The organism is Pseudodesulfovibrio nedwellii (genome assembly GCF_027923765.1).
Lineage (GTDB): Bacteria > Desulfobacterota > Desulfovibrionia > Desulfovibrionales > Desulfovibrionaceae > Pseudodesulfovibrio > Pseudodesulfovibrio nedwellii.
The window spans coordinates 85,902-101,296 of the sequence record NZ_AP026709.1 but is presented as its reverse complement, the minus strand read 5'-3'; the positions used below and the strand labels follow the sequence as shown (position 1 = coordinate 101,296).

11 protein-coding genes are annotated in these 15,395 nt (G+C 50.1%); 4 read left to right on the top strand and 7 right to left on the bottom strand.

The features are described 5' to 3' along the window. Positions 1–16 precede the first annotated feature (16 nt). Positions 17–1,687 (bottom strand): FmdE family protein, encoded by a 1,671-nt coding sequence (locus SYK_RS00465; RefSeq protein ID WP_281761664.1) that lies wholly within the window; start codon positions 1,685–1,687, stop codon positions 17–19. 457 nt (positions 1,688–2,144) lie between these two features. On the opposite strand from SYK_RS00465, the gene SYK_RS00460 reads away from it, so the two are divergent. Both SYK_RS00460 and SYK_RS00455 read left to right on the top strand, forming a co-directional pair. Beyond that, complete coding sequence (locus SYK_RS00460; RefSeq protein ID WP_281761663.1) at positions 2,145–3,455, top strand: (Fe-S)-binding protein; 1,311 nt, start codon at positions 2,145–2,147, stop codon at positions 3,453–3,455. Between the two features lie 312 nt (positions 3,456–3,767). Next, positions 3,768–4,922, top strand: a complete 1,155-nt coding sequence (locus SYK_RS00455) for an iron-containing alcohol dehydrogenase (protein ID WP_281761662.1) — start codon at positions 3,768–3,770, stop codon at positions 4,920–4,922. A 4-nt stretch (positions 4,923–4,926) separates the two neighbouring features. Here the strand turns inward: SYK_RS00455 and SYK_RS00450 are convergent, their stop codons facing one another. From SYK_RS00450 to glpA, 6 genes are all read right to left on the bottom strand, one after another. Beyond that, positions 4,927–6,045 carry an acyltransferase family protein gene (locus SYK_RS00450; protein WP_281761661.1) on the bottom strand — a complete coding sequence of 373 codons (1,119 nt, stop codon included), beginning with the start codon at positions 6,043–6,045 and terminating at the stop codon, positions 4,927–4,929. 77 nt (positions 6,046–6,122) lie between these two features. Further along, positions 6,123–7,634: a glycerol kinase GlpK gene (gene glpK, locus SYK_RS00445; protein WP_281761660.1), complete on the bottom strand. Its 1,512-nt coding sequence runs from the start codon at positions 7,632–7,634 to the stop codon at positions 6,123–6,125. Positions 7,635–7,706: 72 nt separating this feature from the next. Further along, the gene (locus SYK_RS00440) at positions 7,707–8,564 is read right to left on the bottom strand and encodes a CoB--CoM heterodisulfide reductase iron-sulfur subunit B family protein (protein ID WP_281761659.1); all 858 of its coding nucleotides are present in this window, start codon (positions 8,562–8,564) and stop codon (positions 7,707–7,709) included. Continuing rightward, entirely contained in the window at positions 8,561–10,204 is a 1,644-nt protein-coding gene (locus tag SYK_RS00435; RefSeq protein WP_281761658.1) for a 4Fe-4S dicluster domain-containing protein, read from the bottom strand. Before SYK_RS00435 ends, SYK_RS00440 begins: the two co-directional genes overlap by 4 nt. 34 nt (positions 10,205–10,238) lie before the next feature. Then, positions 10,239–11,507, bottom strand: coding sequence for a glycerol-3-phosphate dehydrogenase subunit GlpB (gene glpB / locus SYK_RS00430; protein WP_281761657.1), 1,269 nt, complete (start codon positions 11,505–11,507; stop codon positions 10,239–10,241). Next, complete coding sequence (glpA, locus tag SYK_RS00425; RefSeq protein WP_281761656.1) at positions 11,504–13,093, bottom strand: anaerobic glycerol-3-phosphate dehydrogenase subunit GlpA; 1,590 nt, start codon at positions 13,091–13,093, stop codon at positions 11,504–11,506. Before glpA ends, glpB begins: the two co-directional genes overlap by 4 nt. A 255-nt stretch (positions 13,094–13,348) precedes the next feature. On the opposite strand from glpA, the gene SYK_RS00420 reads away from it, so the two are divergent. Together SYK_RS00420 and SYK_RS00415 are read left to right on the top strand one after the other, a co-directional pair. Beyond that, entirely contained in the window at positions 13,349–14,158 is an 810-nt protein-coding gene (locus SYK_RS00420; protein WP_281761655.1) for a DeoR family transcriptional regulator, read from the top strand. Positions 14,159–14,305: 147 nt separating this feature from the next. Further along, complete coding sequence (locus tag SYK_RS00415; RefSeq protein WP_281761654.1) at positions 14,306–15,385, top strand: ABC transporter ATP-binding protein; 1,080 nt, start codon at positions 14,306–14,308, stop codon at positions 15,383–15,385. Positions 15,386–15,395 lie beyond the last annotated feature (10 nt).

Below are 15,395 nucleotides of genomic sequence, written 5' to 3'. Positions count from 1 at the left end.
ACGTCGTACAATCTTCCTATCGACCAAACGGACACTTGGGGAAGGTACAATTGGTACATCCAAGGCACATACCGCCCTCGCCCATCTCCGCCAGATCATTTCGCGAAATATCTACATCTGCCAACAGTCGAGGCAACAAGAGGTCGAGGCTTGTCCGTTGGAAAAACAGGGCACAAGCAGGAACTCCAAGCAACCGAGCAGAACCGATTTTTCCGATCAAGGTCATTGCCCCCGGAAGAACCGGCGCACCGTATGTCAGGGAATGAGCTCCGGCATCAACCAGTCCATGACGAGTCACGTCATCCGGGTCCACGGAAAGACCGGCTGTCGTAATGATCAAATCGCATCCACCTTCAAGCATTTCCAAGGCTGCGACGCGAATGACTTCACGATCATCAGGTACCAATACGGCCTTGTATACCGAGCAATTGAAGGCCGTCAATTTGGCACGAATAATCTCTTCAAAACGGTCTTCGATCGTTCCGTTAAAGACCTCATTGCCTGTAATCAGAATACCAACCTTTGCTTGCTTCAAAGGCAGGACTTCAAAAATCGGTCCAGCCGTAAGCACATCCTGCGCACACTCGAACTGATCGCGCTGCATGTACAATGGAATGGCTCGTGTCCCTGCAATCTCAGCCCCTTTCCGAACCAGTGTCCACCCTTTCCTACTCGCTGCCATGACACCCGGTGCCAAATTAAACGCCTTCAATCGGTGGGTATCAACAAACAAGAGTCCATCATGTTCCGCCTTAAGCGTCACTTTGCCCTCATGAGGATCTTCCCTTGGCGCGATGCCCTTTCCAGCCATGGCCTCGGCAAAACTCCGCGCGCAGTCATCTTCGTGCACCCATTGTTCGTCGAGTTCCTCATCCTGCACAAAAACATTGTTTTTCCCCATCTGTTGAAGTCGACAAAGATCGCCGACATCAAAGGTCTGTCCATTCCTGAAAGCCGCGCCCTTGTCCGTACCGGGAATAATCTGGGTCATGTCATGAACCGCTTTTTTACCCAACGCCCCTTCTGCGCCTATTTTGCGGACCTGTTTGGGGAGGGGGTACAAGATGGTAGACTCGGCTTTCAGATTCCCTTCGTAGGGAGATTCCCCACGACATGAACGACATATCGGACCATGGGCGGAAGGATAAGCCTCGCCACACACAGAACACACCGAGATTTTACCCTTATTCCGCTTGACCAACAGGCTTCGATTCAAGGTGATTTTTTCGACAGACAAAATGTCAGCTCCGGCCATACCTATTTGATGACGAAGCAATTCAGAATCCTGATCCGGCTTTGCTTTGGTCTTCAAGAACCATGTCCAAATTTCGGAATCATGTGGAATTTTTTCAAGATCAAGCCAAACCCTGACACCTTCTCTGGTAAACTTGTCGTAGAGACTCATGGCGTACAGTCCAAAGTTCATGACACGCATCCAGCCGTTGCCAACCGTGCATGGTGTCATCATCTGAATGGCGTCAGGCAAACACCACGATGTTTCCGAAATAGCCTCATACAATGTTCCTTCAGGCATATACTGTTGGGCCTCGGCAACCATATATCCACCTATGAGCAGCCCGGGAGCAGCATAATTATGAAACAAGCTGGCCATCTCGATAAACTCTTCAAATGTATGTTGACCAACTGTCCGGTAGACTTCTTTTTCTAAAACACTGCTCTTCGCCATGATATACCTCTTAATAACATTCTCGTTAATATGATGAACAAGCTACTACAAAGACCATACCAACCGTAAACAAAGAAAATTCCTTTTATTCTAAATTATTAGACAACATCATTTCACCCATGTTTTCTGGGTTTCCAAAAAAAGCGGAAAACATCAAGAAAAACAGATCCGTCATTCCAGTTATATCGGAAAACAAAAATACTCTTCATTTATGGCTACCGACATATCCCGACAAAAGGGTCATAAGAAAAACATCAAAACCTTTAGGACTCGTTGAATCCATAAGCCCAATCCACAGGCTTTGACTTACACAGAACTCTTATGTAGTAAGCATTCTCAAACACTGACAGACGACCTCAGAATGGTCCTGATACGTCCTTCCACGACACATCCATTCAACACAGTTAAATAGCCCGCCACCTTGGCTGGGTATGGCTTAAACGCCCAGGATACCGTCATGCAAAGTACGCATACCACCAACAACAAACTGACCTTTCTTGACAATTACGACTTCTCCAATTGCCTTGTCTGTGGAGCATGCGCCAACGGCTGCCCTACCACTGGCGCACCCGCGCTGGATGGCTTGGATGCCAGAAAGGTCATGCGGATGCTTGCCAACGGCTTGGTCGACGAAGTCATCGACTCCAATTTTCCATGGTTGTGTACCGGCTGTGGCCGTTGCACAAGCACATGCCCCGGAGGCCTCGACATCACCTCCATCATGGCTCATCTGAAAAGCCTCAGGCCGCGTGAAGATGTCCCCGGCTCCCTGCACAAGGGCATGGTCAACAACCTTGAGACCGGCAACAATCTCGGTATTTCCAAAGAAGATTATCTGGAAGGCATGGCAGAACTTGGCGAAGAACTGGCCGAGGAACTCCCCGGTTTCCATGTACCGGTGGACAAGCACGACGCAGACATCCTCTTTTTCCCAAACTCCAAAGAAGTCTATGGAGATTTCGAGGACCAGTATTGGTGGTGGAAGATTTTCTACGCGGCCAAGGAAAACTGGACCGTTCCCTCCGAAAATTGGGAAGCCGTGGATTGGGCGTTGTTCACCGGAAATGACGCCGGTAACACCGAGTTAGCCCGCCGCAAAATCGCCTACATGAAAGAATTCGACATCACGTCTCTGATCATGCCCGACTGCGGTGGCGGTTCCTACGGATTCCGCAAGGGGATGACAAAACTCGTGGCACAGGACCCGGCCAACGAAATCGGATTCATGTATCTTTATGACTACCTCATGGACCTAATCAAAACTGGCCGGATCAAACTCGACAAATCAGCCCATGCCGGAAAGACCTTCACGTTTCACGACTCCTGCAAGCATGGTCGTGAACTGGCGCGCAATTTCGGCAAAGGATATTTTGACGAGCCTCGTTGGATCGTTCAGCAATGCGTGGATAATTTTGTCGAACTGACGCCTAACCGAGAAAAGAACTATTGCTGCGGGGGCGGCGGCGGGATGTGGCCTATGCCTTTCGAAGACCAGTCTGCATGGCACGCTCGATACAAAAACGAACAAATCAAGCAAAGCGGTGCCAATGTCGTTGTGGTCGGGTGTTCCAATTGTCGCGACCAAATCATGCGACGCATTCCAAAATATTTTGACGACTGTGAATTCGAAGTAAAATACCTCTGGCAGCTCGTCGCCGAAGCCCTCGTCATCGAGCCATGGTCGAATGACATGATCGAAAAAGCCAAAGCTGACGCCACAGCACAATGGGATGCTTTGGGCGTTGATCTTGATTCGCAAGAGTATTAAAGGGAACCGCCTTTGGCGGGATAGACGGGTGATTTCGTCTCCGACGGCTTAAGGCCGAGGGCCTTAAGAATCCCATGTCGCCTTTGGCGAAGGTTATTATAAAAAAACAAATTCTTATTGCCGCAGCCTTCGCGAAGCGACACAAAAAGTTTTGGAGAATCCAGAGAACCTTTTTCAAAAGGTTCTCTGGTCCCGCTGAAAGCGACCGCCGGTAGGCCCGCCGGAGGCCCCCCCCACGCTTGAAGGGGCTGAATCGAAATGATATTCAAAACGGCATGAGTATTTCAGAACCGATTCCAAAGGACCACCCCCATGCAATTTGAATTCGCCACCGCTCCACGAATAATTTTCGGCCCCAACTCCTCAAAAGATATTCCCGACTTGGCTGCAACGCTGGGGACTTCAGTCTGCCTTGTTATCGGCAGTTCCTCCAAACGAGTGCAATGGGCCATCGACGGCCTGAAAAATAAAGGGCTTACTCCACATATCATCTCCATATCCGGCGAACCGAATGTAGAAACAATCTCACAAAATGCAGTAGCTGCACGCCAAGCCGGATGTGATGTCGTTGTGGCTGTTGGCGGCGGGAGTGTGCTTGACGCCGGGAAAGCTTTGGCCGCACTTCTTACCAACCACGCCGACCTTCTTGATTACCTTGAAGTCATTGGAAAAGGACAACCACTAACTCAAATTCCTGTCCCGCTCATCGCGGTTCCCACAACGTCAGGCACCGGCTCGGAAGTCACATCTAACGCCGTCATTCTCTCACCCCAACATGGCGTAAAAGTCAGCATGCGTTCATCGGAAATGATTCCGAATATTGCGGTGGTCGACCCCGAACTGACCAAGGATATGCCGCCAAGCCTGACCGCTGCCACGGGCATGGATGCCCTGACTCAACTCATGGAAGCGTTTGTTTCCAACAAGGCAAATCCCATGACCGATGCCTTGTGCCGCGAAGGGATGCTTCGCGCTGCCCGCTCATTGCATGTCGCGTATGACGATGGTTCAAACAGTTCAGCCCGTGAAGACATGGCCCTTGCCAGCCTTTTTTCCGGCATTGCATTGTCCAATGCCAAACTCGGCGCAGTCCATGGTTTTGCCGCTCCCCTCGGCGGCGAATTCAAGGCACCGCACGGTGCTGTATGCGCAGCCCTGCTCCCTTCTGTAATGGAAATCAACATCAACGCTCTCAGGAAACGTGAGCCGAAATCTCCGAGCCTTGATGCATATACGGAAACAGCCGTCATACTGACCGGAAACGTCAACGCAACGCCGGAAGATGGCATCAAATGGGTACGGGAACTCTGTACGGACATGAGAATCCCCACGCTCAAAGACATGGGAGTAGAGACCACACATTTCAGTGATCTGGCCGATAAAGCCGCCGCTGCCAGCAGTATGAAAGGAAATCCTGTTCTCTTAAGCAAAACCGAACTAACAGGAATTCTCACTCTGGCACTTTAAAGCATTACCGTAGGAATCTGGGAAGAAACGGCCCTTGCTGCCGTGGCTTGCCGACCAATTGCGGCACATAGGCGTTGAGCAACCAGACACACGGAACGCAACACGCCAGACTGATTATGGTAAATGCCATTCCCGCGCCTGTTACTGCCATCCAGTGACCGGGGAATGTCGCAACAAACCATGCGGCAAACGGCCCGTTGAAAAAATGGTAAAAAATGCCGTTGAGACAAAAAAGAATCAAAGCATTTTCTCCCATGAACATCAGAAATTTGTTGGCACCAGAGCTTCGCGCAAGCAAAAGGATCATCAAACTGCCAGTTAACGCCGTGAGCGGGAAAAGCAAAATATTTCCATGTCCTGACAAGACGATAACAACAGCGTCAAAGAGTCTGAATGGTCCTGTATTCATATCATAGGTAAACACCACAATCAGCAGACACACAGCGGTCGCAAGTAAAAGTCGCCACCGCGGCTGTCTACCAAGCATAATGCCGTTGCGACGGAACAATACACCTACCAAATAAAAGGCATACACAACCAGGGCTTCATGAATAAGCCAGAAATTGGGACCGGGAATAAACTGAATGGTCGCGGTCAAGGCGTATCCCCCAACATAAAAGGCAATGGCTGCACCAAGAATCCTGAACGTACTGTTGAGAAATCGACCGACAAAAAAATGGAGTATTTCAACAGAAACCAGACAGGCCATAAACCAAAGAGGGATGTTGAACACAGGGAAACCCAACAGGGTCGCGATTATCCCCTTGAGGTACCCGTCTGCAGTTGACAGATCGATAACCACGAAATGACCAACAAAAAGCAGACTCAAAATTGCCAATACAACGGTAAACACAAAATAGGGAACAAGTCGTGAAGCCAACACCTTTTTGAAGAACTTCCCCACAGGTAGCACCATCTTTTCCGGCGCAAGAGTGAACCCGGCCAGAAGAAAGAAAAAGGGCATGTGGAATGAATAAATAAATTTGTATTGAGCAGTGGCTGTTGGATTTTCGAGATACATTATCCGTTCAATAATATGGCCATAATAAACCAATATCATACCGAAAAAACGGGCAATATCGAGCAGGGGAATTCGTTTCGACGGGGACGTGTACATCTGCATTTCGAGCCTCGCTCACGCTAAAAAAACAAGGCAGCCACACTCGACCGCCTTGCTCTGTCATATTTCAGATATTTGGCCTAATCAACCCAATCATACGTGCGTTCGACAGCCTTTTTCCATCCTTTATATCCTTCGGACCGATCCTTCTCATCCATGTCAGGCTGCCACGTCTTGTCTTCTTCCCAGTTGTTGTACAACTCCTCACGCCCAGACCAAAAACCAACGGCGATGCCTGCCGCATAGGCTGCTCCGAGACAAGTAGTCTCAGCCACCTTGGGCCGAACAACCGGGACATCCAGAATGTCAGACTGAAACTGCATGAGTAATTCATTGTAAACCATGCCACCATCGGCCTTGAGGGTTTCCAAGACCACGCCGGAATCCTTATTCATGGCTTCCACAATGTCCTTGGTCTGATAGGCGGTGGCCTCCAGAACGGCACGGGCAATATGGTTACGATTGATATATCGAGTCAGGCCGACCATGACTCCCCGGGCATCAGGTCGCCAGTATGGTGCATACAGGCCCGAAAAAGCCGGGACAATATACATACCACCGGTGTCTTCCACCTTTTTTGCCAATGCTTCAACTTCGGGAGCGGAATCGAACATCTGGAGATTATCTCGCAACCATTGGACCAACGCACCGGCAATGGCGATGGAACCTTCAAGACAATATGACGGTTTACGTCCGCTGAACTGATAGGCGAGTGTCGTGATCAAGCCGTGCTTGGACTGAATAGGCTTATGCCCTGTGTGCATGAGCAAAAAACAGCCGGTGCCATAAGTATTCTTTGCCTGCCCCGGCGCAAAACACGTCTGGCCGACCAATGCAGCCTGCTGATCGCCCACGGCGCCACAAACTGGAACACGTGCGCCCAGAGGACCACTTTCCGATGTCGGTCCCCATGTCGCCTGATCAGATGACGGCACAATGCGAGCAAGGCCCTCGGCAGGAATACCCATGATTTTCATGATCTCCTCGTCCCACTCAAGCGTCTTAAGATCCATGAGCATGGTCCGGCTGGCGTTGGTAACATCAGTGACATGAGCACCGCCCCTTGGGCCGCCTGTCAGCCACCAGATAATCCATGTTTCAATGGTGCCGAACATGGCATCACCCTTTTCCGCAGCGGCACGTGCTTCAGGAATATTATCCAGAATCCACTTGATTTTCGGGCCGGAAAAATATGTTGCAATGGGCAACCCGGTCTTCTCGCGAAAACGATCTTGACCGCCATCGGCCGTAAGTTCCTTACAAATTTTATGGGTACGGGTGCACTGCCAGACAATGGCGTTGTAGAAAGGTTTCCCGGTGTATCGATCCCATACAATTGTGGTTTCACGCTGGTTAGTGATACCGATGGCAGCCAGTTCCGATCCTTTGATACCGGACTTGGTCAAGGCTCCCTTGATGACTTCCTGCGTATTGTTCCAGATCTCCATGGGATTATGTTCGACCCATCCCGGTTTGGGATAAATCTGTTCATGTTCTTTCTGATCAAGACCGACAATACGGCCACGTTCGTCAAAAATAATAAATCTGCTGCTCGTGGTCCCGGAATCAACGGCTCCGATATATTTCGCCATGTCGCTCTCCTTATTCAATCCCAAACGTGACATTCATGATGATGATTGCGTCTATACCATAAAGATACATCCCTAAAAACCAGGTCCGTGCCAAGGAATACAATTCCTCTCCAGTCCAAGCGCATTCGCCTCCAATCCTAAGGCAATACCTATCAACTGACTGACGAGCACTGCAGGCGGTGCCTTCCGAAGCGGATCACTATACGGAAGCCCGTCACGCTCCTTATCAAACTGAAGCTGACAATACGTACAGGCCGTGGCCATGACATCAGCACCAACCGAAGCCGCGTCCTCAAGTTTCTTACGCATCAGGGCTTCGGAAATGGTGTCATCACGCCCACGCAAGGGATATCCACAACACTCCAATCGTAAATCCCAATCAACAGGCTCTGCTCCAATGGCCTGCATGATTCTTTCGAACACGGTCGGGGCCATGGGGTCATCAAACCCAGTGACATTCCCCGGACGAAGTGCATGACAACCATAATGGCAAGCCACCTTCACTCCCTCCAAAGGATTTGCGGTCCGTCGGTAGAGGATTTCGGCCCCGACCTGTTCGTCAAGAATTGTCAACATATGAAAAACATCCATGGACTTGGGCAACGCCAATCCATCTTGAACCAAAAGGGATTCAACCTGACCTGAGAGTTTTTCGTCTTCCGCCATTCTGGACTGGGCATATTTCAGATTACCGAAACAGCATTTGCAGGGAGTAAAAATTGGCAACCCTGCCTTTTCAGCAACCGCAAAATTACGTACAGCCGAAAAAATTGAAGCCAGTTCATTTTCATGCCGCACAGGCCAGCCGCAACAGTTGAATTCAAGCGGCACCAGTTCAATATCAAGAGCTTTGCATACAGCTTCAACGGATGCGCCATATTCAGGAAGATGGTGAGGGATTTTACACCCCGGGAAATAGGCGTACTTCACAAAGATTCTCCGTTTCCTTCGCAACTGGCACCGCCATCCCGAACTCGGGCGGCAACGGTATTTCGCAATTCATAAAGGACGTCGGCCACACGGATATTCTGTGGACAATGTTCCTGACATTTATAACAGGTCGTACAACTCCAAACCATGCGTGCTCCAAGCGTTTCTTCCTTGAGTCCCATTCGCAGCAGATTCATGATCTGTTGTGGCAAAAGGTCAAGATCGCGTGATGGATCTTCGCAAACCGCAACCACTGGGCAGACACTCGTACAGGTAGTGCATTGCACACAGGCCCAATAGGAAGCGGAGTCATCCGCAAGTCCGGTCACGGCTGGCAAAATGGAGGAAGACTTACACAAATCGTCAAAAACACGCGCTCGCTGTGTTGCCGTTTTGTTTCTCAACAGATCATTGGGACTCGGTGCCAGCTTGGTTATCCGGGCTTTGGATGCAATCCACAAATCCTGAAGATTGATTCCGGCCGGACAGATATCCGTGCACCGCAGACATTCCGTACAAATACGACTCCCTTCCGAAAAAGCGGTCAGACCGGCTTGAGATATGAGCTCACCAGTCTGAAACTGCTTGAGGGAAGCAAGTTTTTCCGAAGGGAGTATATTTTGATTTCCCAGAACCGTAAAAGCCGGAGCCACACTGCAATGCAGACTGCACTCCCCACACCGGGTGCAGGCATCCATGCCTACGCTCCGACATACAGCAGAAGGCTGAAATCCTTCAAGATCATCCCGCCGCCCTTGTCGCACAACCAGATTGATCGGCGTGGACACCGGATGGAAAAATTTCCCAAACGGTAAGGCAGCCAACGCGATAAAACAAAATATGACATGAAAATACCAAAAGACCTGATCCGCCCTGCTCGTATTCAAGGCAAACGCCACCGGGGTAAGGACTGTTGCCAATGGACGAGAAACAAACGCGGTGGCTGTGTTGGCATGGCAGTCGACACAACTGTCTTCGTCAAGACTTGCCCCGAGTTCGAGTGTTTCTTCATCCATGGGGTACTCCACAGAAAAAACAACACCGTATTCATGAGCCCAATAAGCCTTCAAGGCAGTCAGATCACCGACCTCTCCCGGAACGAAATATTCATCGGTCATCCGATCAAAAACCGCTGGAGACATGATCTTTGATGCCTCCAAAAAGAATCCCGACAAGATAATACAACCGAGAATCAACAATGCTGCCCAGTCCTGAAAATGCGTCAACAAACGAAGTTTGGTCGAATGCACCCGGCGATACACCATGAGCACAAGCCCGACCAACGTCATGGCTCCAAACAGGTTGCGCAGGAACTGCCAGGGATCAAGGGTGGATTCATAGAAAGGGAAAAAAGTCGCCGTGACCGTCTCGTCCATGGCATGGAATAAAAGAAGCCCCATGAAACCAAAAAAGACGAGGCTATGTGCCAACCACCGTAAAAAGCTTGTCCTGCCACTTCGCGCCAAAAGCACAACATCAAGAATCAGTGATTTGACTGCACGACCGATCCACAAGAGAAAACCGGAAGAAAGCTGTGGCTTGCGGGAAGTCCACTCCCCGTTCCATCGTGCAACACGGTAGACAATACCGATCACGCATATGGTGAGTGCCAAGGTCAGGCCGATATCAAAAAAAATCATACCCCTTCCTTCCTACCCGCTATCGGGTGCGCCGTTATCGCGTCAATTCCTTCACAGCCTTGTATGCCGTGGCAATGGCAAGTCCGGCTCCGCATTTCATACGCATCCAATCATGATGAGCCAAAATGGCTCCTGCCGCATAAAGATTGTCATACGCAGGGCGTCCTGATTGGCCGATGGGCCGCAGCCTTTCATCGACCTCTATGCCCGCACTGTTCACCGGATGCCCCTGCGGCGCAAAAAAATCCTGTTCATGCCATTGTTCACGTGTTTCAGGCTGCACAACAGGAAGATCAAACACCGGCTCAACAAGCTTCTTTCGCTCGGCACGAAGCCCTTTGCCAAAAAAACGTCCGGTGGCCAATATTGCTTTTTTTGCCACCACCGGGAGCATGGCTGCGCCAGTGCCCACTGAGAACTCGAACATACCGCTGTCCAGTTCCTTCACACTCGTCACCAATTTTTGGGAATGTGTGCGAACTCCCTGAGCGGGAAGTCCGCGATCAAAAACAGCACGCAAACGAGGACCGGCAATGGATGGCGGCATTGTCGGAATTTCAAATATCTTTTTCCCAGACAACGCTGCCAGATGATCCACAACTTTTTGAGGGTCATTGAGACCGAGGACCGCAGGGAATCCAATATACTCGACATCAACGGCATGGGGCATAATGGCGGCGATCATTTTTTCCTGAACAGCCGGGTCGGCCAACGCCCACGCCATATGCTCGGGATACAACTCACCTCGACCGCTAGGGAACTGTATCCGAACGGTTTTCAACTCCGGCCAATGGTGCTTCTGCGTCTCGACAAGTTGCACACCACTGAATCCCTTGAGTCCATAAAAATCAACAATAAGCGTAGGAGCCTTCTTCCCAAGAGCCACGGACCCATTCCATGCCGTTTTGGGAACACGATATGTTCGCTTGATTGTCCCGGCCGGGGTAAGGGAACAGGTATTACGATCTGTATGGCCTATGTATTCCAGCCCTTGTTCCGCGAGGAATCGGGTAAATAAAGCCACTGATTCGAAAATTTCATCGCAGGAAAGCAATCCATATGGATGATTCGGACAGTCTTGCACCACAGCTTCAATGGCCGACCATGGATTCTTCCACCGCTTCCCTTCTGCGATGGGATGCACACCCATAAGATCAATGAAACCCGTACTAAAATCGATGCCCCCGGTCGCTCCAGTCTGAACAACCTTAAGTCCCTGTGCCGAAGCAAATAAAGCAGCAGCCATTCCGGCAAAGCCCGCTCCGATGACCATGACATCGTATATGTCGTCATTTTTGGTCATTCGTCATCCTCGCAGGTAAAATCGTCCGTGTTATGATCAAGTTCCATATCAAGCGCACCGCAATACAAAGCTTCCTGCAAGTCTGCCTGCACCATGGGGAGTCCCCACAAGACAGGTGAAAAACCGCGCCATCGTCGACCGACAAATGTCTTGAGTTCCATCAATCCCTGCGCTTCAGACACGTGCCCCTGATCGTAAAGATGTCCCGTAATCCGCAATCCACAAAAGCCCCCCTGACACGGGCCCTTGCCTACTCGACTGCGCATACCAATGGCCTTGAGCATGGAATTACCACGCATACCGGGCATGTTTTCAATGATGGAATCAATGGAATTGCGTGACACCATCTCACACTCGCACAAGATAAGATCGTCCTCGTCCCGATTCCGTACCCACGATTTTGGAGCCAACCCCGGTTCGGTCCACCGCCCCATAGTAGAAGCAGGTAGCGACTCGGTTCGCGTCAGACACGGGGCTTTCACACCAAGTTTCCTGCAAACCATATCCGCCGTCTTTTCAGCCATGAGTCGATATGTCGTCAGCTTACCGCCAGTGATGGTAATAAAATTGTCCACATTGTCACGGGCATGATCGATAAGGGAAAAGCCTCGGCTGACACTCCGGGCATCGCCGCTCTCACCCGAAAGGACAAGGGGCCGTACACCAGCATAGGCCCGGATATAGCGAGTTGTTGCCAAAACCGGAATCATGGCCTGAGCATCTTCGATAATCTGGTCTGTCTCTGCCACTGTCGGGCGGCAATCATCAGGAGAGTCGATGGTCACCGATGTTGTCCCCAAAACAGACACGGTTCCGCCGGGAACAAGAATATCCGAATCCGACGCCTTGCGCAGTCGATTGATAACACGTTTGGTCAATCGATCCTGCGTCACGAGCAGACTGCCGGAGGAATACAAAATATGAATTTCAGCACCGGCAAGGGCCGCGATAAGCCCCGCCCACGCTCCAGTCGCATTGACTATAAGGTCCGCTTCTACCTCAAAGGACTCGCCCGAAGTTTCATCCAGAAACAAGGCCCGTTGGATTCGACCATCGCCCATGGAAAAACCAACCACCTTGGCATTTCTGATCGATTGAGCCCCATGAGTCATTGCATGCGCCATATTGTCGAGCGACAACATGAACGGATCAACAGCACCGTCTTCAACGGCATAAGCGGAAATAAGTTTCTCTGAAAGCAACGGTTCAAGCTCACGGGCTTCACCAAGATCAAGCTGTCGAGCAGGAATAAGACTCTTTTTGCACATGCCCTCAAAGTCAGCCACATACTGCTCATCATCACCTTCAACAGCGACAAAAAGACCACCGGTATCTTCAATACACTGAGGAGCAACGGCCTTGAGGATGGCCCCTTCTTCCCGACACTCCACAGCGGCTTCCATATCAGAGGCAACATACCGTGCACCGCTGTGCAGAAGTCCATGATTACCACCGGACGCACCAGCGTTTATATCTCGCCGTTCCGCCAAAAGGCACGAGACACCCCGCAGGGCCAAATCTCTGGCCAAACCGGTTCCGGTGGCTCCCCCACCTAATATAAGAACTCTGGTCTGAAATGATTTCACAATGACGGCTCCCTATGCCCAAATAACTGCAAACAGTAAAAATGGACCATTCAAACGACAACTTTCGATTTTCTCTTGTAGCAAAAAAATGAAACTGTTATGAGTAAAAAAGAAAATTATAAACGCAACAAAGCAAAAAAGCAGCTCTAACATACCTAAAAACAGGGATTGCGTCATTATTTTTTTCACTTTCGAACAACAAAACACCAGTATCTATTTTCACAATTGAACATACTGCATATTTAAGGAAGAGTTATGTCGGATCAAGATTCAGGCAATTCCACAACCAAAGGCGGCAAACACGCCTCCGTCCAAATACGCCACAAACAAATTGTCGACCTTGTCAGAGAACGAGGCTTTATTGCCATTGGAGACTTGGCCACCAAGTTCAATGTCACCCCGCAAACTGTCCGTCGAGATATCAATACTCTCTGCGATCAAGGACTCCTTCAAAGACACCATGGGGGGGCCGGCCCCATACTCAGCACAGAAAACGTCGACTACACGGATCGCAAAATTCTCTGCCTTCGGGAAAAACAGGTCATCGCCAAACTGGTTGCCCAAAACATCCCCACCAGATCTTCGCTCTTTATCAATATGGGAACGACCACCGAAGAAGTCGCAAAAGTCTTGGTTAACCATGACAAACTCCGTGTCATCACAAACAACCTCAATGTTGCCAAGACATTAAGCGGAAACAAAGACATAGAAGTCATCGTCTCCGGCGGAATCGTACGACACAAGGACTGCGGCATCGTAGGAGAGGCAGCCATTGATTTCATACGCCAATTCAAGGTCGACTACGGCATCATCGGGATCAGCGGTGTAGACAAAGATGGCACACTCCTCGACTTCGATTATCGCGAGGTCACAGCCGCACGCTCCATCATTGAAAATTCACGCAAAGTCTTTCTTGTCACGGACCACACCAAATTCGGTAGAAACGCCATGGTCAGACTGGGCAATATCCGCGAAGTTGACGCCATGTTCACCAACAAGCTGCCACCGGCTGAACTTGTTGAAATAATGAAGCACAACGACGTCGAACTCCATGTTGCCGAGTAGTTCAAACAGGTATTTTTTAAAAAAGTAAATAACTCAGGAGTCATGGAAAAATCGTTTTCACTTGCGAACATTTACTGACAATGCTACGTCATATTGTGAATATGTTGTGAAAATTTTGACCGGAATAGACCACCGGGAGTACGATTTATGAGTTTACAGCTCAAAGGCATCAATAAATTGGTTGGACAGGAAGTCCATCTCAACGAGATCAACCTGGAGTTCGATTCGGGCTCTCGCTACGTGGTTCTGGGACGGACGCTAGCGGGAAAAACCTCGCTTCTCCGAATCATGGCAGGGCTTGATCGCCCCACGTCAGGCTCCGTTTTCGCCGATGGCCAAGATGTCACAGGCGTCACCGTTCGCAAACGTAGCATCGCCATGGTTTACCAACAATTCATCAATTACCCGTCTCAGACCATCTACGAAAACATTGCTTCTCCCTTAAAAATTCATGGCGTAAAAAAGGCCGAAATTGAAAGACGTGTTATGGAAGCGGCATCCATGCTGCACATTGAACACCTTCTCGACCGACTCCCCGCAGAACTTTCAGGTGGGCAGCAACAGCGTACGGCCATCGCCCGCGCATTGGTAAAAAACGTCGACCTTCTGCTTCTGGATGAACCCCTTGTCAACCTCGACTACAAGTTAAGAGAAGAACTTCGAGACGAGTTACAGAAAATCTTCATCAAACGTGATTCGGTTGTCGTTTACACGACTACAGAACCCACCGAAGCCCTCATGCTTGGTGGCAACGTCATTGTCATGCACGAAGGCCGAGTCCTCCAAATAGGACCAACAGCTGAAGTATACCAGCATCCCGCCACGACTCAGGTTGCCCAGGTTTTCAGCGATCCGCCCATCAACTTCATGAATGGATCGATCAATAACGGCACAGTGGAAATGATCAATGGGTTGACCTTCCAGAAGGCCTCAACAATGGCCGACCTGCCTAAAGACGACTACATTTTTGGCATTCGATCCAATCAACTCAGCATGGTCTGTGACAGTGACGACCACATTTGTATCGTTGGCGAAGTGGCCTTATCGGAAATCAATGGGTCAGAGACCTTTGTTCACATCAAACACGGCGACGAATCTCTCGTCGTTCAGGATGACGGCATCCACATTCACAAAACTGGAAGCCAGGTCTCGATATATGTCCACCCGAGTGCCTTTTATGTATTCAACAAGGCGGGAGAACTTTTACTCTCGCCAGAGACTGACTAGCCGGGAGATC

Bases quoted from the DNA above. Each gene is read 5' to 3' on its own strand.
- SYK_RS00460 (WP_281761663.1), top strand. From the start codon at position 2,145: ATGCAAAGTACGCATACCACCAACAACAAACTGACCTTTCTTGACAAT.
- SYK_RS00465 (WP_281761664.1), bottom strand. From the start codon at position 1,687: ATGGCGAAGAGCAGTGTTTTAGAAAAAGAAGTCTACCGGACAGTTGGT.
- glpK (WP_281761660.1), bottom strand. From the start codon at position 7,634: ATGGCGAAATATATCGGAGCCGTTGATTCCGGGACCACGAGCAGCAGA.
- SYK_RS00415 (WP_281761654.1), top strand. From the start codon at position 14,306: ATGAGTTTACAGCTCAAAGGCATCAATAAATTGGTTGGACAGGAAGTC.
- SYK_RS00450 (WP_281761661.1), bottom strand. From the start codon at position 6,045: ATGCAGATGTACACGTCCCCGTCGAAACGAATTCCCCTGCTCGATATT.
- SYK_RS00435 (WP_281761658.1), bottom strand. From the start codon at position 10,204: ATGATTTTTTTTGATATCGGCCTGACCTTGGCACTCACCATATGCGTG.
- SYK_RS00420 (WP_281761655.1), top strand. From the start codon at position 13,349: ATGTCGGATCAAGATTCAGGCAATTCCACAACCAAAGGCGGCAAACAC.
- glpB (WP_281761657.1), bottom strand. From the start codon at position 11,507: ATGACCAAAAATGACGACATATACGATGTCATGGTCATCGGAGCGGGC.
- SYK_RS00455 (WP_281761662.1), top strand. From the start codon at position 3,768: ATGCAATTTGAATTCGCCACCGCTCCACGAATAATTTTCGGCCCCAAC.